This window comes from Micromonospora fluostatini (assembly GCF_050410825.1).
In the GTDB taxonomy this organism is placed as follows: domain Bacteria; phylum Actinomycetota; class Actinomycetes; order Mycobacteriales; family Micromonosporaceae; genus Micromonospora; species Micromonospora rosaria.
Genome location: NZ_CP191251.1, coordinates 850,238 through 869,690, shown reverse-complemented (window position 1 = coordinate 869,690; position 19,453 = coordinate 850,238). Strand labels below are relative to the sequence as shown.

Annotated in this window: 20 protein-coding genes; 11 read left to right on the top strand and 9 right to left on the bottom strand. The window is 74.3% G+C overall.

Going from position 1 to position 19,453, the window contains the following annotated elements:
• Positions 1 to 206: 206 nt before the first annotated feature.
• The 3 genes from ACQUFX_RS03995 to ACQUFX_RS03985 form a co-directional block, all read right to left on the bottom strand.
• Positions 207 to 896 carry a cellulose binding domain-containing protein gene (locus ACQUFX_RS03995; protein WP_428964672.1) on the bottom strand — a complete coding sequence of 230 codons (690 nt, stop codon included), beginning with the start codon at positions 894 to 896 and terminating at the stop codon, positions 207 to 209.
• Between the two features lie 180 nt (positions 897 to 1,076).
• Positions 1,077 to 1,466, bottom strand: coding sequence for a hypothetical protein (locus tag ACQUFX_RS03990; RefSeq protein WP_428964671.1), 390 nt, complete (start codon positions 1,464 to 1,466; stop codon positions 1,077 to 1,079).
• 47 nt (positions 1,467 to 1,513) lie between these two features.
• Entirely contained in the window at positions 1,514 to 2,320 is an 807-nt protein-coding gene (locus ACQUFX_RS03985; protein ID WP_428964670.1) for a hypothetical protein, read from the bottom strand.
• Positions 2,321 to 2,374: 54 nt separating this feature from the next.
• Here ACQUFX_RS03985 and ACQUFX_RS03980 point away from each other — a divergent pair, with 54 nt between their 5' ends.
• From ACQUFX_RS03980 to ACQUFX_RS03965, 4 genes are all read left to right on the top strand, one after another.
• On the top strand, positions 2,375 to 2,563 hold the full coding sequence (locus tag ACQUFX_RS03980) for a hypothetical protein (RefSeq protein ID WP_428964669.1): 189 nt from the start codon (positions 2,375 to 2,377) through the stop codon (positions 2,561 to 2,563).
• A 314-nt stretch (positions 2,564 to 2,877) separates the two neighbouring features.
• Entirely contained in the window at positions 2,878 to 3,537 is a 660-nt protein-coding gene (locus ACQUFX_RS03975; RefSeq protein ID WP_428964668.1) for a C39 family peptidase, read from the top strand.
• A gap of 590 nt (positions 3,538 to 4,127) precedes the next feature.
• On the top strand, positions 4,128 to 4,787 hold the full coding sequence (locus tag ACQUFX_RS03970; RefSeq protein WP_428964667.1) for a C39 family peptidase: 660 nt from the start codon (positions 4,128 to 4,130) through the stop codon (positions 4,785 to 4,787).
• Between the two features lie 263 nt (positions 4,788 to 5,050).
• Positions 5,051 to 7,885, top strand: coding sequence for an aconitate hydratase (locus ACQUFX_RS03965; protein WP_428964666.1), 2,835 nt, complete (start codon positions 5,051 to 5,053; stop codon positions 7,883 to 7,885).
• A 77-nt stretch (positions 7,886 to 7,962) separates the two neighbouring features.
• Here the strand turns inward: ACQUFX_RS03965 and ACQUFX_RS03960 are convergent, their stop codons facing one another.
• The gene (locus tag ACQUFX_RS03960; RefSeq protein ID WP_428964665.1) at positions 7,963 to 8,382 is read right to left on the bottom strand and encodes a roadblock/LC7 domain-containing protein; all 420 of its coding nucleotides are present in this window, start codon (positions 8,380 to 8,382) and stop codon (positions 7,963 to 7,965) included.
• Between the two features lie 799 nt (positions 8,383 to 9,181).
• On the opposite strand from ACQUFX_RS03960, the gene ACQUFX_RS03955 reads away from it, so the two are divergent.
• Positions 9,182 to 9,427: a DUF2630 family protein gene (locus tag ACQUFX_RS03955; RefSeq protein WP_428964664.1), complete on the top strand. Its 246-nt coding sequence runs from the start codon at positions 9,182 to 9,184 to the stop codon at positions 9,425 to 9,427.
• A gap of 139 nt (positions 9,428 to 9,566) precedes the next feature.
• On the opposite strand, the gene ACQUFX_RS03950 is transcribed toward ACQUFX_RS03955, so the two are convergent.
• Positions 9,567 to 10,505, bottom strand: a complete 939-nt coding sequence (locus ACQUFX_RS03950; RefSeq protein WP_428964663.1) for a serine protein kinase RIO — start codon at positions 10,503 to 10,505, stop codon at positions 9,567 to 9,569.
• Between the two features lie 176 nt (positions 10,506 to 10,681).
• A complete protein-coding gene (locus ACQUFX_RS03945) occupies positions 10,682 to 11,326 on the bottom strand; it encodes an HAD family hydrolase (protein WP_428964662.1) in 645 nt (214 codons plus the stop codon).
• Positions 11,327 to 11,528: 202 nt separating this feature from the next.
• Between ACQUFX_RS03945 and ACQUFX_RS03940 the strand changes: the two genes are divergently transcribed.
• The 6 genes from ACQUFX_RS03940 to mug all read left to right on the top strand — a co-directional run bounded on the left by ACQUFX_RS03940 (position 11,529) and on the right by mug (position 16,065).
• A complete protein-coding gene (locus ACQUFX_RS03940; protein WP_428964661.1) occupies positions 11,529 to 12,101 on the top strand; it encodes a TetR/AcrR family transcriptional regulator in 573 nt (190 codons plus the stop codon).
• A 188-nt stretch (positions 12,102 to 12,289) separates the two neighbouring features.
• Complete coding sequence (locus tag ACQUFX_RS03935; protein WP_428964660.1) at positions 12,290 to 13,201, top strand: TIGR04222 domain-containing membrane protein; 912 nt, start codon at positions 12,290 to 12,292, stop codon at positions 13,199 to 13,201.
• 86 nt (positions 13,202 to 13,287) lie between these two features.
• Complete coding sequence (locus ACQUFX_RS03930) at positions 13,288 to 14,088, top strand: DUF692 domain-containing protein (protein WP_428966852.1); 801 nt, start codon at positions 13,288 to 13,290, stop codon at positions 14,086 to 14,088.
• Positions 14,085 to 14,609 carry a hypothetical protein gene (locus ACQUFX_RS03925; RefSeq protein WP_428964659.1) on the top strand — a complete coding sequence of 175 codons (525 nt, stop codon included), beginning with the start codon at positions 14,085 to 14,087 and terminating at the stop codon, positions 14,607 to 14,609. The genes ACQUFX_RS03930 and ACQUFX_RS03925 overlap by 4 nt, the downstream gene beginning before the upstream one ends.
• Positions 14,594 to 15,355 (top strand): SDR family oxidoreductase, encoded by a 762-nt coding sequence (locus tag ACQUFX_RS03920; RefSeq protein ID WP_428964658.1) that lies wholly within the window; start codon positions 14,594 to 14,596, stop codon positions 15,353 to 15,355. Before ACQUFX_RS03925 ends, ACQUFX_RS03920 begins: the two co-directional genes overlap by 16 nt.
• Before the next feature lie 152 nt (positions 15,356 to 15,507).
• Entirely contained in the window at positions 15,508 to 16,065 is a 558-nt protein-coding gene (gene mug / locus ACQUFX_RS03915; RefSeq protein WP_428964657.1) for a G/U mismatch-specific DNA glycosylase, read from the top strand.
• On the opposite strand, the gene ACQUFX_RS03910 is transcribed toward mug, so the two are convergent.
• From ACQUFX_RS03910 to ACQUFX_RS03900, 3 genes are all read right to left on the bottom strand, one after another.
• Positions 16,023 to 18,008, bottom strand: coding sequence for an ABC transporter ATP-binding protein (locus ACQUFX_RS03910; protein ID WP_428966851.1), 1,986 nt, complete (start codon positions 18,006 to 18,008; stop codon positions 16,023 to 16,025). The genes mug and ACQUFX_RS03910 overlap by 43 nt on opposite strands.
• A gap of 151 nt (positions 18,009 to 18,159) precedes the next feature.
• The gene (locus tag ACQUFX_RS03905; RefSeq protein WP_428964656.1) at positions 18,160 to 18,927 is read right to left on the bottom strand and encodes an enoyl-CoA hydratase/isomerase family protein; all 768 of its coding nucleotides are present in this window, start codon (positions 18,925 to 18,927) and stop codon (positions 18,160 to 18,162) included.
• A gap of 43 nt (positions 18,928 to 18,970) precedes the next feature.
• Entirely contained in the window at positions 18,971 to 19,198 is a 228-nt protein-coding gene (locus tag ACQUFX_RS03900; protein WP_007462679.1) for a helix-turn-helix domain-containing protein, read from the bottom strand.
• Positions 19,199 to 19,453 lie beyond the last annotated feature (255 nt).

Genomic DNA, 19,453 nt, shown 5'->3' with positions numbered 1-19,453 from the left:
GACGGCCTTCCTCTGGTCGCTGACTGGCCCGCACGCTAGCTCTTGCCGAAACATTCTGCAATACCTTGCAAACAGAGCCGCAACAAGGTCATCATCTTGCGCAAGACAGCGCGGAGAGGGGGCGGCGCGGACCGACGACCGGATCGTCCGGAGCGGTCGGCGAGCGCGGGATCCGCCGGGTGAGCGGGCCTGCCGGCGGGCGGGGATCAGCCGCCGGAGCAGGGCGAGCCGTTGACGGTGCAGCGCACCGGACGGGTGCTGGAGCCCGTCCGTTCGAGGTGGAACCGCAGCACCGCCGAGCCACCGGGCGGCAGGTCGACGCCACCGACGTAGCTGAAGACACCGTCGGACATGGAGCCCCGACCCTGCTCGGCGCTCTCCACCCAGGCGGTCACCAGCCGCCCCTGCGGATACACCAGCCGCACCTGCCACGACTCGGACCCCGACCCGGTGTTGGTCAGCCGCAGCTCCCCGATGAAGGCGTCACCGTAGTTGCCGACGACCCCGTACCGGCCGGTCACCGCCGAGCGGGGCGCGTCCGGGCTGGGCTGCCCGGACGCCTGGGCCGGGCGGGACGGCCGCGACGACCGGGCCGGCGTCGGCTCGGTGGGCTCGGGCGACCCGGAGCCCTCCGGCGTCCGGGGCAGGTCGGTGGAGCGTGGCGACAGGCCCGGCACGGCGGGCGGCGCCGGCGTCCGCACCGCCACCTCGGGCGTCGGCGCGGGGGGCTCGTCCTCGGCCGGCGGCAGCGCCGGCAGCGAGACGCCCGCCCCCGTCGACCCGAAGTGGACGTCGCCGGTGAGCCCCTGCCCCTGACTCGAACAGAACGCCACCACCATCAGCACGACCATCACGATCACGCCGACCGACACCACGATCCAGGGCGAGGACGCCACAGCACTGGCACGGACCGAATGCTGCGCGCGACGCGTGCCGGACATAACCCTCCCCGGTCGGTCCCGTCCGGAGAGCGTAGCGATCGTGGGCAATGTCGGAAAGTACCGGGGTGATCACGGAACTTCCCCGACAGCGCCGGGAAGGCCGCCGAACGCTCGCCGATCCAGTATGGAGCCCGGTCAGCCGGTCCGGACCACGGTGCAGATCACCGGGCCCTCGTCGGTGCCGCGCAGCAGGTAACGATACCGCTCACCCGGCACCCGACGCCCCGCGCCGTCCAGGAACTCCCACTCCACGGCCACCATGGTCAGCAGGGCGGAGACCGGCTGGACCTCGCTGATGAGAGCGTTCGCCGCGATCAGCGCCCGCTCCTGGTAGTCCGGGGCGGCGCCGATGAACGAGAGCGCCACCGCGGCCGGGCTGGTGAAGGTGAAGCTGTAGGTGTCCGCGACCACCAGCCCCGGCAGTGCGTAGCAGCCGGCGACGGCGGCGATGTCGCCGGTGGTCAGGGCGACGCCGTACCGGTTGAAGAAGTCGGCCAGGGTCTCGAGATCGGTCGAGGCAGTCACGGGACTGCAATTGCCGCCCGACCGCCCCGGCAAACCCGCCCGGCGACTCAGCGGGGCGGGATACGGACCTCGATCTCCGCGCCGAGCTGCGCGCCGGCGGCCAGGCCGAGGTCGTCGCCGCTCCAGAACCGGCCCGGGTCGTACCAGTTCGGACGGCGACCGGCCGGCAGCAGTCCCATCGCCTCGTACGTCACCGCGACCACCTCGGCGCAGTACGCCGTCTCCAGCGCCGCGTCCCGCACCGGCGTCCCGCCGGCCACCTCCGCCCGCCCGGCCCCGACCGGGCCGCCGGGGAGGTCGTCCGTGGCCGGGCCGCCCGGCAGGTCACCCGCCACCGGGACGCCGCGCCCCGCGCCACGCCGCCACCGCTGCGGCAACCGGCTCGTCAACCGCTGGGGCAACGACCCCGGCACCCCGTCGGGCAGCCGGACGGCGGGCGTGCGGCCCCGCAGCCAGCGCCAGGCGAGCTGGGCGGTGGACGGGAAGGGGGTACCGTCCAGCCGGGCGATGGTGCGCAGCACCGCCCGTTCCATCTCCGCGTCGGCCGACGGTTCGAGCTGCCGCAGCCAGGCCCGCTGGCCGTACCGGTTGGCCCAGACGCAGACCGCGTCCCGCAGGTCGTGCAACTGCACCCCGCGATGGTGGGTGCCGGTCCACATGTCCCGCAGCGACCGGCCCAGCTCGGCGTGCCACATCAGCGGAGGCATGTCGTCGAGCACCACGGCCATCCCGACGTGGTTCACCGGGCTGTTCGTGGTGAACTGGATCGCGCGGTCCGGCACGCTGCGCCCCCGGAACACCCACACGTCACCGGTACGCGTCAGCTCCACGGCCTCGTCCAGGCTGATGCTCATGCCGCCCGCGCTCCCCTGGTGGTTCGGTCGCCCATGGGGGTCTACCCTAGGCCGATGCGGCAACGGGTGCAGTGGTGGAAGGTGCTCGGGCTGGCCGGTCTCGCGGGGGTCGCCGCGACCGGCGTCGTCATCGCGCGGGCCGAACGGCGCCGCCGGGCGTACACCCCGGAGGAGATCCGGGCGCGGCTGCGGGACCGTTACGAGGAGGCCACCTCCTCCCCCGGCGACGCCGCCTCCTCCTGACCCGACACCGGTAGCCCACCCGGCGCACAGCGGCCTGTCCCGCCCGCGCGGGCGGCCCACCGGCACCGGGGCCCGCAGCGCACAGACGACGCGGCACCGCCCCGGACCACCGCCCTGCGGGCCCCCGCGTCCGTTATGCGGTGATATGTCCCGTGGCCGGGGCCACCCCGGCGGCGGAATCGTGGCGGGGCGGGGGTCGTTACATCTCCCGGACGCCCGAGCAGGCCGAGCCGCCGGACGCCCTCCTGACTTCCCCCTCGCGGCGCGCCGCTCCCCCGTGGGCGTGCCGTACCCCCGACAGAGAGGCACTCATCATGCGTACCACTCTGCTTCGCAAGGCCGCCCTGACCGCCGCTGGCCTCGCCTTCACCGGCGGCGCCATCGCCGGCCCCGTGACCGCCGCCCACGCCGCCCCCGACGCCCTCGGCCGGACCACCGCCGCGGTGCAGACCGAGCGCAAGCCCGGCGGCGAGCGCGAGCTGAACGTCCGCTACGAGGCGCAGCCCAACTTCTACTACTGCGGCCCCGCCGCGGCCCGCAACGCCCTGAGCGTGCAGGGCAAGAACATCGACGTGCACGCCATGGCCAAGGAGATGGGCACCACCGAGAACGGCACCGACTCCATCAACGACATCACGCCGGTCCTGAACAAGGAGACCGGTCGGGACGCGTACCGCAGCACGGTGATCCCGTCGGGCAAGGCGGACACCACACGCGTCGACACCCTGCGGGCCGACATCGTGCGCACCGTCGACGACGGCCGGGCCGTGGTCGCCAACATCGCCGGCACCGCCACCGACACCGACGGCACCACCCACTCCTTCGAGGGCGGCCACTACATCAGCGTGGTCGGCTACACCGACGAGGGCCGCACCGTGACCATCGCCGACTCGGCCGACCCGAACCAGGCCTCCTACAAGATGGACGTCAACGAGCTGGCCCAGTGGATCGCCAGCCGTGGCTACGCCCACTGACCCGACCCGCACCACGAACGGGCCGGCCCCTGTGCGGGCCGGCCCGTTCGGCGTATCCGGCGCAGGCCCGCCCACACCCCGCAGCCGGGCGGACACCGGCCCCTGCCGGGCAGGACACCCCGGTTCGCGCGGACGCCCCCGCCGGGCGGACACCGGTGCGCCGGGTGACCTGGTCGCCCCCTCCGTGACAGACCGGCGGACCGGGGCCGGCAGTCGGGAGCCCGCGTCCCGGCGAGGCCCCTTCCGGCGGGGATGTCTCCCGACTCCCCGGTGTCCGGTTCGCCACCCCGCCCGGTGGCGGGGGTCACCCGGGCGGCGGAATCGTCGCGGGGGTGGGGGCGTTGTACATGGCATACCCCGGGCGCTCCCCCGCCCGCCCCCGCCTCCCCCGCCTCCCCCGGCGTGGGCAGTGGGCCGCGCCCCGGATCCCGGATGACGTCGGCCGGAATGTGGCCGGCCCCCGGGTCGTTACATCTACCGGACGCCCGAGCAGGCCGAGCCGCCGGATGTCCCGCTCACTTCCTTCCCCCTCGCGGCACCCGTCGCTCCCCCGCGTACGGTGCCGCACCCCCGACAGAGAGGCACTCATCATGCGTACCACTCTGCTTCGCAAGGCCGCCCTGACCGCCGCTGGCCTCGCCTTCACCGGCGGCGCCATCGCCGGCCCCGTGACCGCCGCCCACGCCGCCCCCGACGCCCTCGGCCGGACCACCGCCGCGGTGCAGACCGAGCGCAAGCCCGGCGGCGAGCGCGAGCTGAACGTCCGCTACGAGGCGCAGCCCAACTTCTACTACTGCGGCCCCGCCGCGGCCCGCAACGCCCTGAGCGTGCAGGGCAAGAACATCGACGTGCACGCCATGGCCAAGGAGATGCGTACCACCGAGGCCGGCACCGACTCGGTCAACGACATCACCCCGGTGATGAACAAGCACACCGGCAAGGACATCTACCGCAGCGTCGAGATCAGCAGCAGCAAGGCTGACGACAAGCAGACCGACCGGCTGCGCGCCGACATCGTGCGCACCGTCGACGACGGCCGGGCCGTGGTCGCCAACATCGCCGGCACCGCCACCGACACCGACGGCACCACCCACTCCTTCGAGGGCGGCCACTACATCAGCGTGGTCGGCTACACCGACGAGGGCCGCACCGTGACCATCGCCGACTCCGCCGACCCGAACCAGGCCAGCTACAAGATGGACGTCGAGGACCTGGCCGACTGGATCGCCACCCGCGGTTACATCCACTGAGCCACCGGCACACAGACGAAGGGCCGACCCCACCCGGGGTCGGCCCTTCGTCGTCCGCGCCGGCCACCGCCGAGCGGCGACCGGGTGCCAGGTGGTGGATCATGGGACCGGTCGTCGTCCCGGAGAGTGACGCGAGGTTGCGCCAATAGCAAGACGGACGTACGGTTTTGTTGAGAAGCGCGAAGTGGCGGTAAGTGTCGCCTAACCTCGGCGGCGCCCCGACCGGTGCGACAGACTGCTCAGGACTACTCACGGTCGCTGGTGTGAAGGAGTACGACGTGGCGAGCCTCGACACCTTCGGTGCGAAGACCCAGCTACGCGTCGGAGACGCGAGCTACGAGATTTTCAAGATCGACAAGGTGGCCGGTCACGACCGGCTGCCGTACAGCTTGAAGATCCTGCTGGAGAACCTGCTGCGGACCGAGGACGGCGCGAACATCACCGCCGACCACATCCGGCAGCTCGGCGGCTGGGACCCGACCGCCGACCCGAGCGTGGAGATCCAGTTCACCCCGGCGCGGGTGCTGATGCAGGACTTCACCGGCGTGCCCTGCGTGGTCGACCTGGCCACCATGCGCGAGGCGGTCCGCGACCTCGGCGGCGACGCCACCAAGGTCAACCCGCTCGCCCCGGCCGAGCTGGTCATCGACCACTCGGTCATCGCCGACCTGTTCGGCCGCGAGGACGCCTTCGAGCGCAACGTCGAGCTGGAGTACGAGCGCAACAAGGAGCGCTACCAGTTCCTGCGCTGGGGCCAGACCGCGTTCAACGAGTTCAAGGTGGTCCCGCCGGGCACCGGCATCGTGCACCAGGTCAACATCGAGTACCTGGCCCGCACGATCATGGAGCGGGGCGGCCAGGCGTACCCGGACACCGTCGTCGGCACCGACTCGCACACCACGATGGTCAACGGTCTGGGCGTGCTGGGCTGGGGCGTCGGCGGCATCGAGGCCGAGGCCGCGATGCTCGGCCAGCCGGTCAGCATGCTGATCCCGCGCGTGGTCGGCTTCAAGCTCTCCGGCGAGATGCCGGCCGGCACCACCGCCACCGACCTGGTCCTCACCATCACCGAGATGCTGCGCAAGCACGGGGTGGTCGGCAAGTTCGTCGAGTTCTACGGCCCCGGCGTGAGTGCCGTGCCGCTGGCCAACCGGGCCACCATCGGCAACATGTCGCCGGAGTACGGCTCCACCGTCGCCATCTTCCCGATCGACGCCGAGACCGTCCGCTACCTGGAGCTGACCGGCCGCGGCCCGCAGCAGGTCGCGCTGGTCGAGGCGTACGCCAAGGCACAAGGTCTCTGGCACTCAGCCGATGGGGACCCGGCCCACGAGCCGGAGTACTCCGAGCGCCTGGAGCTGGACCTGGGCACCATCGAGCCGTCCCTGGCCGGCCCGAAGCGCCCGCAGGACCGGGTGCCGCTGGGCAGCGCCAAGACGCTGTTCCGCTCGGCGCTGACCGACTACGTGACCGTCGACGAGACCGGGGGCGAGCTGCCCTCCGGCGCCGTCGGCCCGGCCGACGAGGCCAGCGCCGAGTCCTTCCCGGCCAGCGACTCCCCCGCCAACGACGTCAACGACCCGGCCGACGCCCCGCGTGACCTGGCCACCGCCGCCGTCGGCTCCGGCGGCCGGGCCAGCGACCCGATCCGGGTCACCGGCGCCGACGGCGTCGAGTACGAGCTGGACCACGGCGCGGTGGTCATCGCCGCGATCACCTCCTGCACCAACACCTCGAACCCGCAGGTGATGATCGGTGCCGCGCTGCTGGCCCGCAACGCGGTGGACAAGGGCCTGGCCCGCAAGCCGTGGGTGAAGACCACCCTGGCCCCGGGTTCCAAGGTCGTCATGGACTACTACGACCGCTCCGGCCTGACCCCCTACCTGGAGAAGCTCGGCTTCAACCTGGTCGGGTACGGCTGCACCACCTGCATCGGCAACTCCGGCCCGCTGCCGGAGGAGGTCTCCGCCGCGGTCAACGAGAACGACCTCGCCGTCGTCTCGGTGCTCTCCGGCAACCGGAACTTCGAGGGCCGGATCAACCCGGACGTCAAGATGAACTACCTGGCGTCCCCGCCGCTGGTGGTGGCGTACGCCCTCGCCGGCACGATGGACATCGACCTGGCCAACGAGCCGCTCGGCGAGGACAGCGAGGGCAACCCGGTCTTCCTGCGCGACATCTGGCCGGCCAACGCCGAGATCCAGGACGTCATCGCCTCGGCGATCGGCGCCACCGGCTTCAGCGCCGCGTACGCCGACGTCTTCGCCGGTGACGAGCGCTGGCAGTCGCTGCCCACCCCGACCGGCGACACCTTCGCCTGGGACGGCGAGTCGACGTACGTGCGCAAGCCCCCGTACTTCGAGGGCATGGGGCGCCAGCCGGCGCCAGTTTCCGACATCAGTGGCGCCAGGGTGCTGGCCAAGCTGGGCGACTCGGTGACCACCGACCACATCTCGCCGGCCGGCGCGATCAAGGCCGACTCCCCCGCCGGGACGTACCTCGCCGAGCACGGGGTGCCGCGCCACGAGTTCAACTCGTACGGCTCCCGCCGGGGCAACCACGAGGTGATGATCCGGGGCACCTTCGCCAACATCCGGCTGCGCAACCAGCTCGTCCCCGGCGTGGAGGGCGGCTTCACGGTCAACCACCTGACCGGCGAGCAGACCTCGATCTACGACGCCTCGACGGCGTACCAGGAGGCGGGCATCCCGCTGGTCGTGCTGGCCGGTAAGGAGTACGGCTCCGGTTCGTCGCGGGACTGGGCGGCCAAGGGCACCATGCTGCTCGGCGTGAAGGCGGTCGTCGCCGAGTCGTACGAGCGGATCCACCGGTCGAACCTGATCGGCATGGGCGTCCTGCCGCTGCAGTTCCCGGCCGGCGAGACCGCCGAGTCGCTGGGCCTGACCGGCACCGAGACGTTCAGCATCGCCGGGGTGACCGAGCTGAACGAGGGGCGCACCCCGCGCACCGTGAAGGTCACCACCGACACCGGCGTCGAGTTCGACGCGGTGGTCCGGATCGACACCCCGGGTGAGGCGGACTACTACCGCCACGGCGGCATCCTGCAGTACGTCCTGCGCCGCATGATCGCGAGCTGACGGCACACGACGCGGGGCCCCTGCCGGTGGACGGCAGGGGCCCCGCGTCGTTGCGGCCGGGCCGGTGTGCGGCCGGGCTAGCGCTGTTCGTGCGGCAGGTCGGGCAGCCGGGACGGGGAGTTGACGAACTTGCCGACCCGGGCGACCAGCATCGCCATCTCGTAGGCGATGAGGCCGACGTCGGCCTCCTCGTCGGCGAGGACGGCGAGACAGGCGTTGCGCCCGGCGGCCGTGACGAACAGGAACGACGACTGCATCTCGATGATCGTCTGCTGCACCCGGCCGCCGCCGAACCGCTTGCCGGCTCCCCGCGCGAGGCTCTGGATGCCGGCCGCCATCGCCGCGAGGTGCTCCCCGTCGTCCCGGCCCAGGCCCCGCGAGGACGCCATCAGCAGGCCGTCCGCAGAGAGCGCGACCGCGTGCTCGGCCTGCTGCACCCGGCCGACCAGGTCGTCCAGCAACCACGTCAGGTCTGCGCTCGGAGTCGTCTGCTGCACCACTCGTCGTCCTCTTCCCCGGCTGGTGTCGCCGTTCGCTCGTGTCGGACTCTCCGTCGTACCCGACCCGTGGGCCCGGCGGCGGCCCGGCCGGTACGGCCCGGCGGCGGCCACGGAGCCGGGTGCGACCGGCGCCGCCCGGCGCCGCACCTGATCATCCATTATGGACTGTCGTCGACGCTCCGGTCGGAGCCGCCCCTCCGCAGCCGACCGGACGGCCCGCGTTCTCCGTCGGCCACCCACCCGACCGGCGGGGCGCACCGGCCACCGGCCGTCCCGCCCCGGTCGGGCCCGGCCGGACCACCGGACGGGCCACCGCCCACCGGACAGCAGGCGGCGGCCAGCGGCCGGCGGGCAGCAGGCGGCGGCCAGCGGCCGGCGGGCAGCAGGCGGCGGCCGGCGGACCACCGCCGACCACCCGTCGGCGGACGCCCGCACCGGCACCGACCGGCGCGGGCCACCCGTACACCTGAGGTCGACACCGGCGCGGGTCGGCCCGCAACGGCCGGACGGGCAGAATTTTCACCATACGGCTGGTGAGCATCTCACCCTTCGCCTCACGGCTGAAGGCCGGGCGGCCACCCGGCGGTGTGAGATACCCGGTACCCTCGCCCGACCGGCCCGGCGACGGCACCGTCCACAGCCGAGAACCGGGCGGCCGGACCCGGCGGTGCGGGTGGGCCCGGCGGCGGGTGGGCACGGTGTGCGGGCACAGGGGCGACGCACCCCGGCGGGCCGGCCGGCGCGCAGGATCGACGACCGGCCGCGCGTGCCGCCGGGCTGTGCCAGGCTCACAGGCATGGACGACAGGGACATCTTGAAGCGGATCTCGGACCTGGTCGACGAGGAGCACCGGCTCCGGTCGGCGGCACAGGTCCACGAGTCGGGCACCGAGGACGACCGGGACCGGCTGCGGGAGTTGGAGGAGTCGCTGGACCAGTGCTGGGACCTGCTCCGTCGGCGGCGGGCCGCCCGGCAGACCCACGGCGACCCGGAGGCCCAGGGGGTCCGCCCCACCTCGGAGGTCGAACGGTACCTCCAGTAGCGCGACCCGGCGGTCCGCCGGGGGCGAGCGGGCGCGTCGACCCGCCCCGGGCACTCGGGCAGCCGGGCACTCGGGCAGTGGGCACCCACGCACGTGCGGGCGGCCCGGACGGCACACCAGCCGTCCGGGCCGCCCGCGCTCAGCGCAGGCCCGCCTCGCGCAGCAGGGTCCCGGTGAGCGCCGCCGGGTCAGTGACGGCGCCGGTGAGGCCCCGCGCGGCGAACCAGGTGGCGACCACCCGGACGTCCCGGGCCAGGAACTCCGGCCCCTGCGGGTTCGCCACCAGGTCGACCACCTGCGGCAGGTCGATCAGGACCAGCCGGCCGTCGTGCACCAAAAGGTTGTACGGGGACAGGTCGCCGTGCGCGTACCCGGCCCGGGCGAGCAGCACCAGGGCGTCCACCAACTGCGTCCAGAGGTCGCCGAGCTGCGCCGACCCGGGCCGGAGCTGGGCCAGCCGGGGAGCGGCCCGCCCGGAGGCGGTGTCACCGAGGAACTCCAGCATCAGCTCGGTGCCGAGCAACTGGACCGGGTACGGGACCCGGATCGCGCCGGTGGCCTCGCCCAGCTCCCAGAGCCGGGCGAGGACGGCGAACTCGGCGGCGGCCCACTGCCCGGCGATCATCTGCCGGCCGAAGGCGGTCCGGCCGGCCATCGCCCGGTTCTCCCGGGACCGGCGGACCCGGCGGCCCTCCAGGTAGCCGGCGTCGCGGTGGAAGAGCCGGTGGGTGGCGTCCCGGTACCGCTTCACCGCCAGCAGGCAGGACCGGTCGGTCTCCGGTACCGCCCGACGGACCAGGTGCACGTCGGCTTCCTTGCCGGTCTTGAGCACGCCCAGTTCGCTGTCCCGGGCGGCCAGCTCGGTGACCAGCCAGTCCGGGTACGGCTCGGGGCCGTGCACGGCCGCGTCCCAGGAGGACCAGCGGTCCCCGGTCGCCGGGTCCGGCTCGTCGTCGGGCTCGGCCGGGGCCGGCTCGGCGGGCCGGCCCCGCTTCAGCAGGTACGGTTCGTCGTCGTCGAAGCGGCGCTTGCCGCGGGTACGGCGCGCAGGCGCCGGAAGGTCGTGGTCTTCACGCACGTCGTTGGTGATCCCTTGATCGAGGCTGGTGGGGTCGGGCGGGCAAACCCTGCGAAGACGGCCATGACCGACCTCCTCACCACTCGACCGGGCGTCACCCGGGCACATGCCGTACGTGCGCCGACCATCCTGGTGACCGCCGGGCGGGCGGTCAACCGAATTCCGGCCGGGCCGGGTCAGCCGGCGAGCACCAGGGCGATCGCGGCGATCAGACTCTCGACGGCGTGCGTGGGGGCGAACCGGGGATCCGGCCACCGGCGGCCCCGGTGCAGCCAGACGCTGGGCAGACCGACCGCAGCCGCGCCCCCGATGTCGGCCTCCGGGCTGTCGCCGACCACCCAGGCCCGGCGCAACGGCATCCGGACCCGCTGGGCGGCGAGGGCGAAGATGCGCGGGTTGGGCTTGCTCACCCCGGCCTCCTCGGAGATCACCCAGTCGGCCACGTACCGGTCCACCCCGGTGCGCCGGATCAGCTCCTCCTGGTGCCGTACCGCGCCGTTGCTGACCACCACCGGCACCCAGCCGGCGTCGTCGGCGATCCGCAGCGCGCAGGCGACCAGCGGATCGAGTCGGGTGTGGGCCAGCACCCCCTCGTGGAGTTCGTCGACCAGGTCGATCGAGGGCACGAGCAGTCCGTACCGGCCCCGGATGGCGTCCGCCAGGTCCCACCGGTCGGTCAGGCCGTCGGCGTCGATGGACAGCAGCCAGTCGAGATCGGCGGGCGGAGCACCGACACCGGCCAGGAAACGCGCCCCCCAGGTACGGAACGCCCCGGACCGGTCGATCAGGGTGTTCTCCAGATCAAGCAGGAGCAACGGCACCCGCCGAAGGGTACGGGACGACCGGGCGCCGCCGACAGGGCCGGGTGGCCCACCGTGGCCTTCCGACGCCACCGCGTGCACACCGGGCCGGAACCGCGCCGCCGGACGGCGGATCACGCGGGGGCGGCCTCCCGGGGACGGCGGCATCCCCAAGCCGTACGTACGGTTTGCACGGGCCTACCGCACCTGACACGATCGACCCGTGCCCAGAGTAAGTCAGGACCAGCTCGACGCCCGGCGACAGGAGATCCTGGCCGCCGCGCGGGCCTGTTTCGCCCGCCACGGCTACGAGGGGGCCACCGTACGGCGGCTGGAGGAGGCGACCGGCCTGTCCCGGGGCGCGATCTTCCACCACTTCCGGGACAAGGACTCGCTCTTCCTGGCCGTCGCCGAGGACGACGCCGTCGCCATGGTCGAGACCGTGGCCCGCAACGGTCTGGTCCAGGTGATGCGGGACCTGCTGGCCCGCGCGGTCTCCCCGGACACCACCGGCTGGCTGGGCAGCCAGTTGGAGGTGTCGCGCCGGCTGCGCACCGACCCCGCCTTCGCCCGCCGGTGGGCCGAGCGGTCGGCGGCGATCGCCGAGGCCACCCGGGACCGGCTGGCCCGACAGCGGGAGGCCGGGGTGCTGCGCGAGGACGTCCCGATCGACGTCCTGGCCCAGTTCCTGGAGCTGGCCTACGACGGGCTGGTGCTGCACCTGGCGATGGGCCGCCCCGCCGGCGACCTGGGTCGGGTGCTCGACCTGGTCGAGGAGGCGGTCCGCCGCCCCTGACCGTCGCCGGGTCCGGAGCGGACGGCCGGGGACCGACGGACGGTCAGCTCCACCGCCCGGGGGCCGGTTCGGCGGCCCGGACGCGCCGACGCCCGGAAACCGACCGGGCGGTCACCGGTGCACCGGTCCTGGCACGGCTACCCCCACAATGAGGTCCACCCTTCTCGCGCGACAACCAGGAGCCGAGCATGATCGTCATCGCCGCATCCGGTGACACCTGGGGCATCTCCGGTCCGGTCTTCCTCGGGATCTACCTCACCGCCGTCGCCGTGGTCGCCGTCGGGGCGGCGGTGGACCGGGCCCGGATCCTCGCCGGCCCGACCGGTCGCCCCGACCATCTCGACGCCCAGCAGGTCGCCTACCTCGCCGGCGGCGCCCAGCGGGCCCTCTGGGCGGCGCTCAGCGGACTGCGGGCCAGTGGCATCGTCGGCGTCAGCCCGGACCGCCGGCTGGCCGCCAGCGGCAGCCTGCCGGCGGGGGGCACCCCGTTGGACGTGGCGGTCCACCGGGCCGCGTACCGTCGGCGCACCGCCCGCGAGCTGCACCTCGACGCCGAGGTCGGCGCGGCCCTGACGACGCTGCGGGACACCCTGCGGCAGCGGGGCCTGCTGCTGACCCCCGCGCAGCGGCAACGACTGCGCACCGGCGGGATCGTGCTGTTCGGGCTGGAGGCGCTGGGCTGGATCCGGGTCGTCGCCGGGCTCACCAACGACCGGCCGGTGGGCTTCCTCATCGCCAGCCTGATCCTCACCGCGGTACTGGCCGTCGTGTTCTTCCTGGCCCCTCGGCAGACCCAGGCGGCGCGGGCCGCCCTGCGCGCGCAACGCCGGCAGCACGCGCACCTCACCCCGACGGCCGCGCCGGCCTACGCCACCTACGGGGCGGCGGGGGCCGCGATGGGCGTGGCCCTCTTCGGCACCGCGTCGCTGTGGGCGTTCGACCCGGCCTTCGCCGAGCAGGCCGAGATCCAGCGGCAGTCGGCGGCCGGCAGCACCGGCGGCGGGGCCACCGGCGGCGGGGACGGTGGCGGCAGCGGTGGAGACGGCGGAGGCGGCTGCGGCGGGGGTGGTGGCGGCTGCGGCGGAGGGTGCGGCGGGTGACCGGTCCGGACCCGACCCCGACCCCGCATTCGACCCGGCACCCCGACGGCACCGGGGCCGACGGCACGGGGACCGGGCCGAGCGGGGTGGGCATCGGCTGGCGGCCGGAGATCGCCGGCTTCGTCGCCGACCTGCCCGGACTGCGCTTCGTCGAGGTGATCGCGGAGTCGGTGCCCTCGGCCGGGCCGCTGCCCGGCGGTCTCGACGAGCTGCGCGCCCGGGGCGTCACGGTCGTACCGCACGGGGTGCGGCTCTCCCTCGGCGGGGCCGAGCCGGTCGACCCGGACCGGGTGACGCACCTGGCCCGGGTCGCGGAGCTGACCGGTGCGCCGCTGGTGAGCGAGCACATCGCCTTCGTCCGCGCCGGCGGGCTGGAGGCGGGGCACCTGCTGCCGCTGCCCCGCAGCCGGGAGGCGGTGGCGGCGACCGTGGCCAACGTCCGCCGGGCCCAGGCGGAGCTGCCGGTGCCGATCGCGCTGGAACCGATCGCCGCCCTCTTCGACTGGCCGGACGACGACCTCGACGAGGCCGCGTTCCTCACCGAGATCCTCGACCGGACCGGGGCGTGGCTCCTGCTCGACGTCGCCAACGTCTACGCCAACGCCCGCAACCGGGGCACCGACCCGGTCGCGCTGCTGGACCGGCTGCCCCTGGACCGGATCGCGTACGCGCACGTCGCGGGGGGCGCCGAGGCGGGCGGTTTCTACCACGACACGCACACCGATCCGCTGCCGGCGGAGGTGCTGGACCTGGTCGGTGAGCTGTGCGCCCGGCGGTCGCCCCCGGCGCTGCTGCTCGAACGGGACGGGCACTACCCGCCCGCCGCCGACCTGCGCGCCGAGCTGGACGCGCTGGCCGCCGTGGCCGGCCACCCGGTGGTCACGTGACGACCGGGGACCTCGCCGCGCGGCAGGCAGCCCTGGTGGCCGCGCTGGTCGCCGGCGCCCCGCCACCGCCGGGCTTCGCGCCCGGCCCGCTCGCCGCCGCCCGTACCGCGCTGCTGCGCAAGCGGGCCGGCGACGTGGCCCGGCACTGGCCGCTGCTCGCCGCGGCCCTCGGCCCGTCCTGGCCGGGCGTCTTCGCCGGCTGGGCGGCCGACCGGCCCACCAACGGCTCCCTGCGCGACGGCTGGGACCTGGCCCGGCACCTGCACGACCGGGGTGAGCTGCCGGCGCTCGGCGCGGACGAACTGGCCACCCGGGAGGCGACCACCCGCTACGACGGGCGCAACCCCCCGCGCCGCCGCCGCGCCCCCGCGCTGGGCCGGGCCGGCGGCGCCGTCGCCGGCCAGCTCGCCGGCCGGGTACGCCTGCTCCGCCCGGCCCCCCGCCCGGCCGTGGACCCCGCCCCTCGGCGTGCCCGCCCGACGCCGGGTACGGCAGGATCCCGGGTATGGATCTCGGACTGACCGACCGGGTGTACGTGCTGACCGGCGCCTCCCGGGGGCTCGGCTTCGCCACGGCCGAGTGCCTGGTCGCCGACGGCGCCCGGGTGGTCGTCTCGGCCCGTGACCCGGCGGCGGTGTCGGCCGCCGTGGCCCGCCTCGGCGGCCCGCAGCGGGCGGTGGGGGTGGCCGCCGACCTGTCCCACCCGGAGACCCCCGAACGGCTCATCGCGGCGGCCGGCGCCCACTTCGGGCGGCTCGACGGGGCACTGGTGTCGGTCGGTGGACCGCCGCCGGGCGTCGCCGCCGAGGTCACCGACGAGCAGTGGCGGCGGTCCTTCGAGACGGTCTTCCTCGGTACCGTCCGCACCGCCCGTACCGTCGCCGCCGCGCTGACCGGCGGCGGGGCGATCGGGTTGGTGCTCTCCTCCTCGGTCCGGGAGCCGATCACCGGGCTGGGCATCTCCAACGGGCTGCGCCCCGGCCTGGCCGGGGTGGCCAAGGACCTGGCCGACACGTACGGTCCCCGGGGCGTCCGGGTGGTCGGGCTGCTGCCGGGGCGCATCCTCACCGACCGGTACCAGGACCTGCTGGCCGCCGACAGCGACCCGGCGGCGGCCCGCGCCGAGGCCGAGGCGCTCGTCCCGCTGCGCCGCATCGGCGAGCCCGCCGAGTTCGGCCGGGTCGCCGCCTTCGTCCTCTCCCCCGCCGCGAGCTACCTGACCGGGGTCACCCTGCCGGTCGACGGTGGCGCGCTGCGCGGGCTGTGACCCCGCCGGCCCCGAGGGGCCGTCCCGACACCGCCGCCGGCCGGTCCGCCGGGCCACCGACGGCGCGCCGGCCGGGCCCGCCGCACGAGCCGGCGACGGGCCTCCCGCGCCCGCCGCACGGACCCACGGCGCGCCGGCCGACCCGGGAGGAGTTGGCGGAGGCGGTCGACCGGACCATCCCGGACGTGCTCGCCCCGGACCTGGCCGTGCTCTTCGTCGGGATCAACCCCGGCCTCTGGTCGGCGGCCACCGGCTGGCACTTCGCCCGGCCCGGCAACCGCTTCTGGCCGGCCCTGCACCGGGGCGGCTTCACCCCGGAACAGGTGCACCCGAGCCGGCAGGACGACCTGCCCCGGTACGGGCTGGGCATCACGAACATGGCCGCGCGGGCCACCGCCCGCGCCGACGAGCTGGCCCCCGAGGAGCTGGTCACCGGGGTCCGGATCCTCACCGACACGGTGCGGCGGTACCGGCCCCGGTGGGTGGCCGTGCTGGGGGTGACCGCGTACCGGACCGGGTTCGCCCGGCCGAAGGCCCGGTTCGGGCCGCAGCCGGAGCCGCTGGGCGACGCCCGGCTCTGGGTGCTGCCCAACCCCAGCGGCCTGAACGCGCACTTCCAGCTCGCCGACCTGGCCGCCGAGTTCGCCCGGCTGCGGGTGGCGACCGGTCAGTTCGCGGCGGACGGGGGCAGCGCCTCCTCGGCGACGTAGCCGCCCATCGGCCCGACGGTGGTGATCACCGGCTCCGGGCCGGTGGCGTCCGCGTACGGGCTGGGCGAGTCGGCGACCGCGAACTGGGTGCGGTACAGCTCGGCGTAGAGCCCACCGACCGCGACCAGTTCGTCGTGCCGGCCCCGCTCGACGATCCGACCGCCGTCGAGGACGAGGATCTGGTCGGCGTCGCGCACGGTGGAGAGCCGGTGCGCGATCACCAGCGCGGTCCGCCCGGTCAGCGCCACCGACAGCGCCCGCTGCACCGCCGCCTCGCTCTCCGAGTCCAGGTGTGCGGTGGCCTCGTCGAGGATCACGATCGACGGGGCCTTGAGCAGCAGCCGGGCGATCGCGATGCGCTGCTTCTCCCCGCCGGAGAAGCGGTACCCGCGCTCCCCGACGGTGGTCTCCAGCCCGTCGGGCAGCGCCCGGACCAGGTCGGCGACCTGCGCGCCGGCCAGCGCCGCCCAGAGCTCGTCGTCGGTGGCGTCCGGCTTGGCGTAGCGCAGGTTCGCCGCGATCGTCTCGTGGAACAGGTGGGAGTCCTGGGTGACCACCCCGATCTCGGCGCGCAGCGAGGACAGGGTGGCGTCGCGCACGTCCACGCCGCCGACCAGCACCTGCCCGTCGGTGACGTCGTAGATCCGGGAGACCAGCATCGACAGGGTCGACTTGCCGGCGCCGGAGGGCCCGACCAGGGCCACCATCTGGCCCGGCTCGACGGCGAACGAGACGCCCCGCAGCACCGGCTCGTTGACCGTCCGGTCCAGCGCGGCGACCTCCTCCAGCGAGGCGAGCGACACCTCGGCGGCGCTCGGGTAGCGGAACCGCACGTCGCGGAACTCGACCCGGCCGTCACCCCGGGGCACCGGCACCGCGTCGGGCTTCTCCTCGATCCCGGGGCGCAGGTCGAGCACCTCGAAGACCCGGTCGAAGGAGACCAGGGCGCTCATCACGTCCACCCGGACGTTGGAGAGCGCGGTCAGCGGACCGTACAGGCGGGTGAGCAGCAGCGCCAGGGTCACCACCGTGCCGGCGCTGACGCTGCCGGTGACCGCCAGCCAGCCGCCGAGACCGTAGGTGAGCGCCTGGGCCAGCGACGCGACCAGCAGCATCGCCACGAAGAACGTCCGGGAGTACATGGCGGACTGGATGCCGATGTCGCGGACCCGCTCGGCCCGCCCGGCGAAGCGGCGGGCCTCCTCCTCGGGCGAGCCGAAGAGCTTGACCAGCAGCGCCCCGGCCACGCCGAACCGCTCGGTCATCGTCGCGTTCATCCGCGCGTCGAGGTTGTACGACTCCCGGGTGATCTCGGCCAGCCGCTTGCCGACCCGCCGCGCGGGGATGATGAAGATCGGCAGCAGCACCAGCGAGAGCGCGGTGATCTGCCAGGAGAGGGTGAACATCACCGCGGCGGTGAGCACCAGTTGGATGACGTTGCTGACCACCCCGGACAGGGTGGAGGTGAACGCCCGCTGGGCGCCCATCACGTCGGTGTTGAGCCGGCTCACCAGCGCCCCGGTCTGGGTCCGGTTGAAGAACTGCAACGGCATCCGCTGCACGTGGTCGTAGACCCGGGTCCGCAGGTCGAGGATGATCCCCTCGCCGATGCGGGCCGAGTACCACCGCTGGGCCAGGGAGAGCAGCGCGTCGAGCACGGCCAGGCCGGCGATGAACAGGGCGAGCCGGACGACCAGCGCGCCCGCGTCGGGGCCACCCCGGTTGATCGCGTTGATCACGTCACCGGCCAGCACCGGCGTGGCGACGCCGATGATCGCGGCCAGCACGACGGTGACCAGGAAGACCACGATGTCGCCGCGGTACGGCCCGGCGAACGCCACGATCCGGCGGCTGGTGCCACGGGTGAGCCGGTGGGCGGAGACCTCGTCCTGGTTGCGCATCGACCGGAGCATGCTCCACCCGGCCATGCCACCGCCGGACATCGGGTTGGACACTGTCACCTCCGGATCGTCGGGACCGCCAGGGTCAATTCTCCCGACGAGTACGACAACCTCGGTGGTAACCCGGCTGTTCCCGAACGGTCCTTACACGGCGCCCCCGCCGGGGCAGGCTACCCGGGTGGGGCGGGGCCGGCTACTCGCCGAGGCCGGCGAGGTCGCGCAGGCGGCGGGTCTGCGCCTGGCGCTCGGCGCGGAGCTGCTCGGCCGGCGACCGGCCGGCGGCGCCGGCCAGCAGGGCCTTGATCTCCACCACCGCGTCCCGGGGGTGGGCCAGCAGGCCGGCGGTGAGGTCCCGGACCGCGTCGTCCAGCTCGGCCCGGGGCACGACCAGCGTGGCGAGGCCGATCCGGTCCGCCTCGACGGCGTCCATCCGCCGCCCGGTGACGCAGAGCTCCAGCGCGCGCGCGTAGCCGACCAGCTCCACCAGCCGTTTCGTGCCGGCGAGGTCCGGGACCAGACCGAGGGTCACCTCGGCCATGGAGAGCCGGGCGTCGTCGGCCAGGATGCGCAGGTCACAGGCGAGGGCGAGTTGGAAGCCCGCGCCGATGGCGTGCCCCTGCACGGCGGCCACCGAGATGACGTCCGGCCGGTGCAGCCAGGTGAAGGCGTCCTGGAACTCGGCGATCCGGTCGGCGCACGCCGCCTCGGACAGGGTGGCCAACTCGGCGAAGGACCCCGGCCCGGTGGCACCGGCGACCGCGAGGTCCAGCCCGGCGGAGAAGGCCCGGCCCTCCCCGCGCACGACGACGACCCGCACGTCGCCGGGGAGGTCCCGGGAGAAGTCGCGCAACGCGTGCCACATCGCCGGGGTCTGCGCGTTGAGCACGTCGGGCCGACACAACGTCACCGTCGCGACCGGCCCGGCGCAGTCGATGCGTACCCCGTCGGCGCCGGGGGTCACCGGACGACCCGCGGGGTGGCCGTGCTGGAAAAATCGGGGCGGATCACGCCTTCTTACGACGACGGGCGCCGCCACGCTGACGCAACTGCACCCCGGACTCGGTGAGCACCCGGTGGATGAAGCCGTAGGAACGGCCGGTCGAGGCCGCGAGCGCGCGGATGCTCTCCCCCGAGGTGTACCGCTTTACCAGGTCCTTGGCGAGCGTCTGACGCTCGGCTCCGACGATCCGGCGACCCTTCTCAGTGCTGGTGGCTGTGCCAGTGGCTGCCATGTTGATTCCTCACGTCCCAGACTGTGCGGTTCGGATACGGTCCCACCTATTAGACCGCCTCGAACGATCATGCGCCAGATATCAACTCTTCGCCAACCGACACGCTATGCAGTGTCAGCTTCCCGATAGAGTGACGCTCCCGACCCGCCGCCCGCCGGTCGAGCCGGGTCGGGCGTGGCCCGGGACCGGCCGACCGGGCCGTCCTGGCCCCGCCTGGGCCCGTCACCAGGGCCCTCACCGTGGCCCGTCACCGGG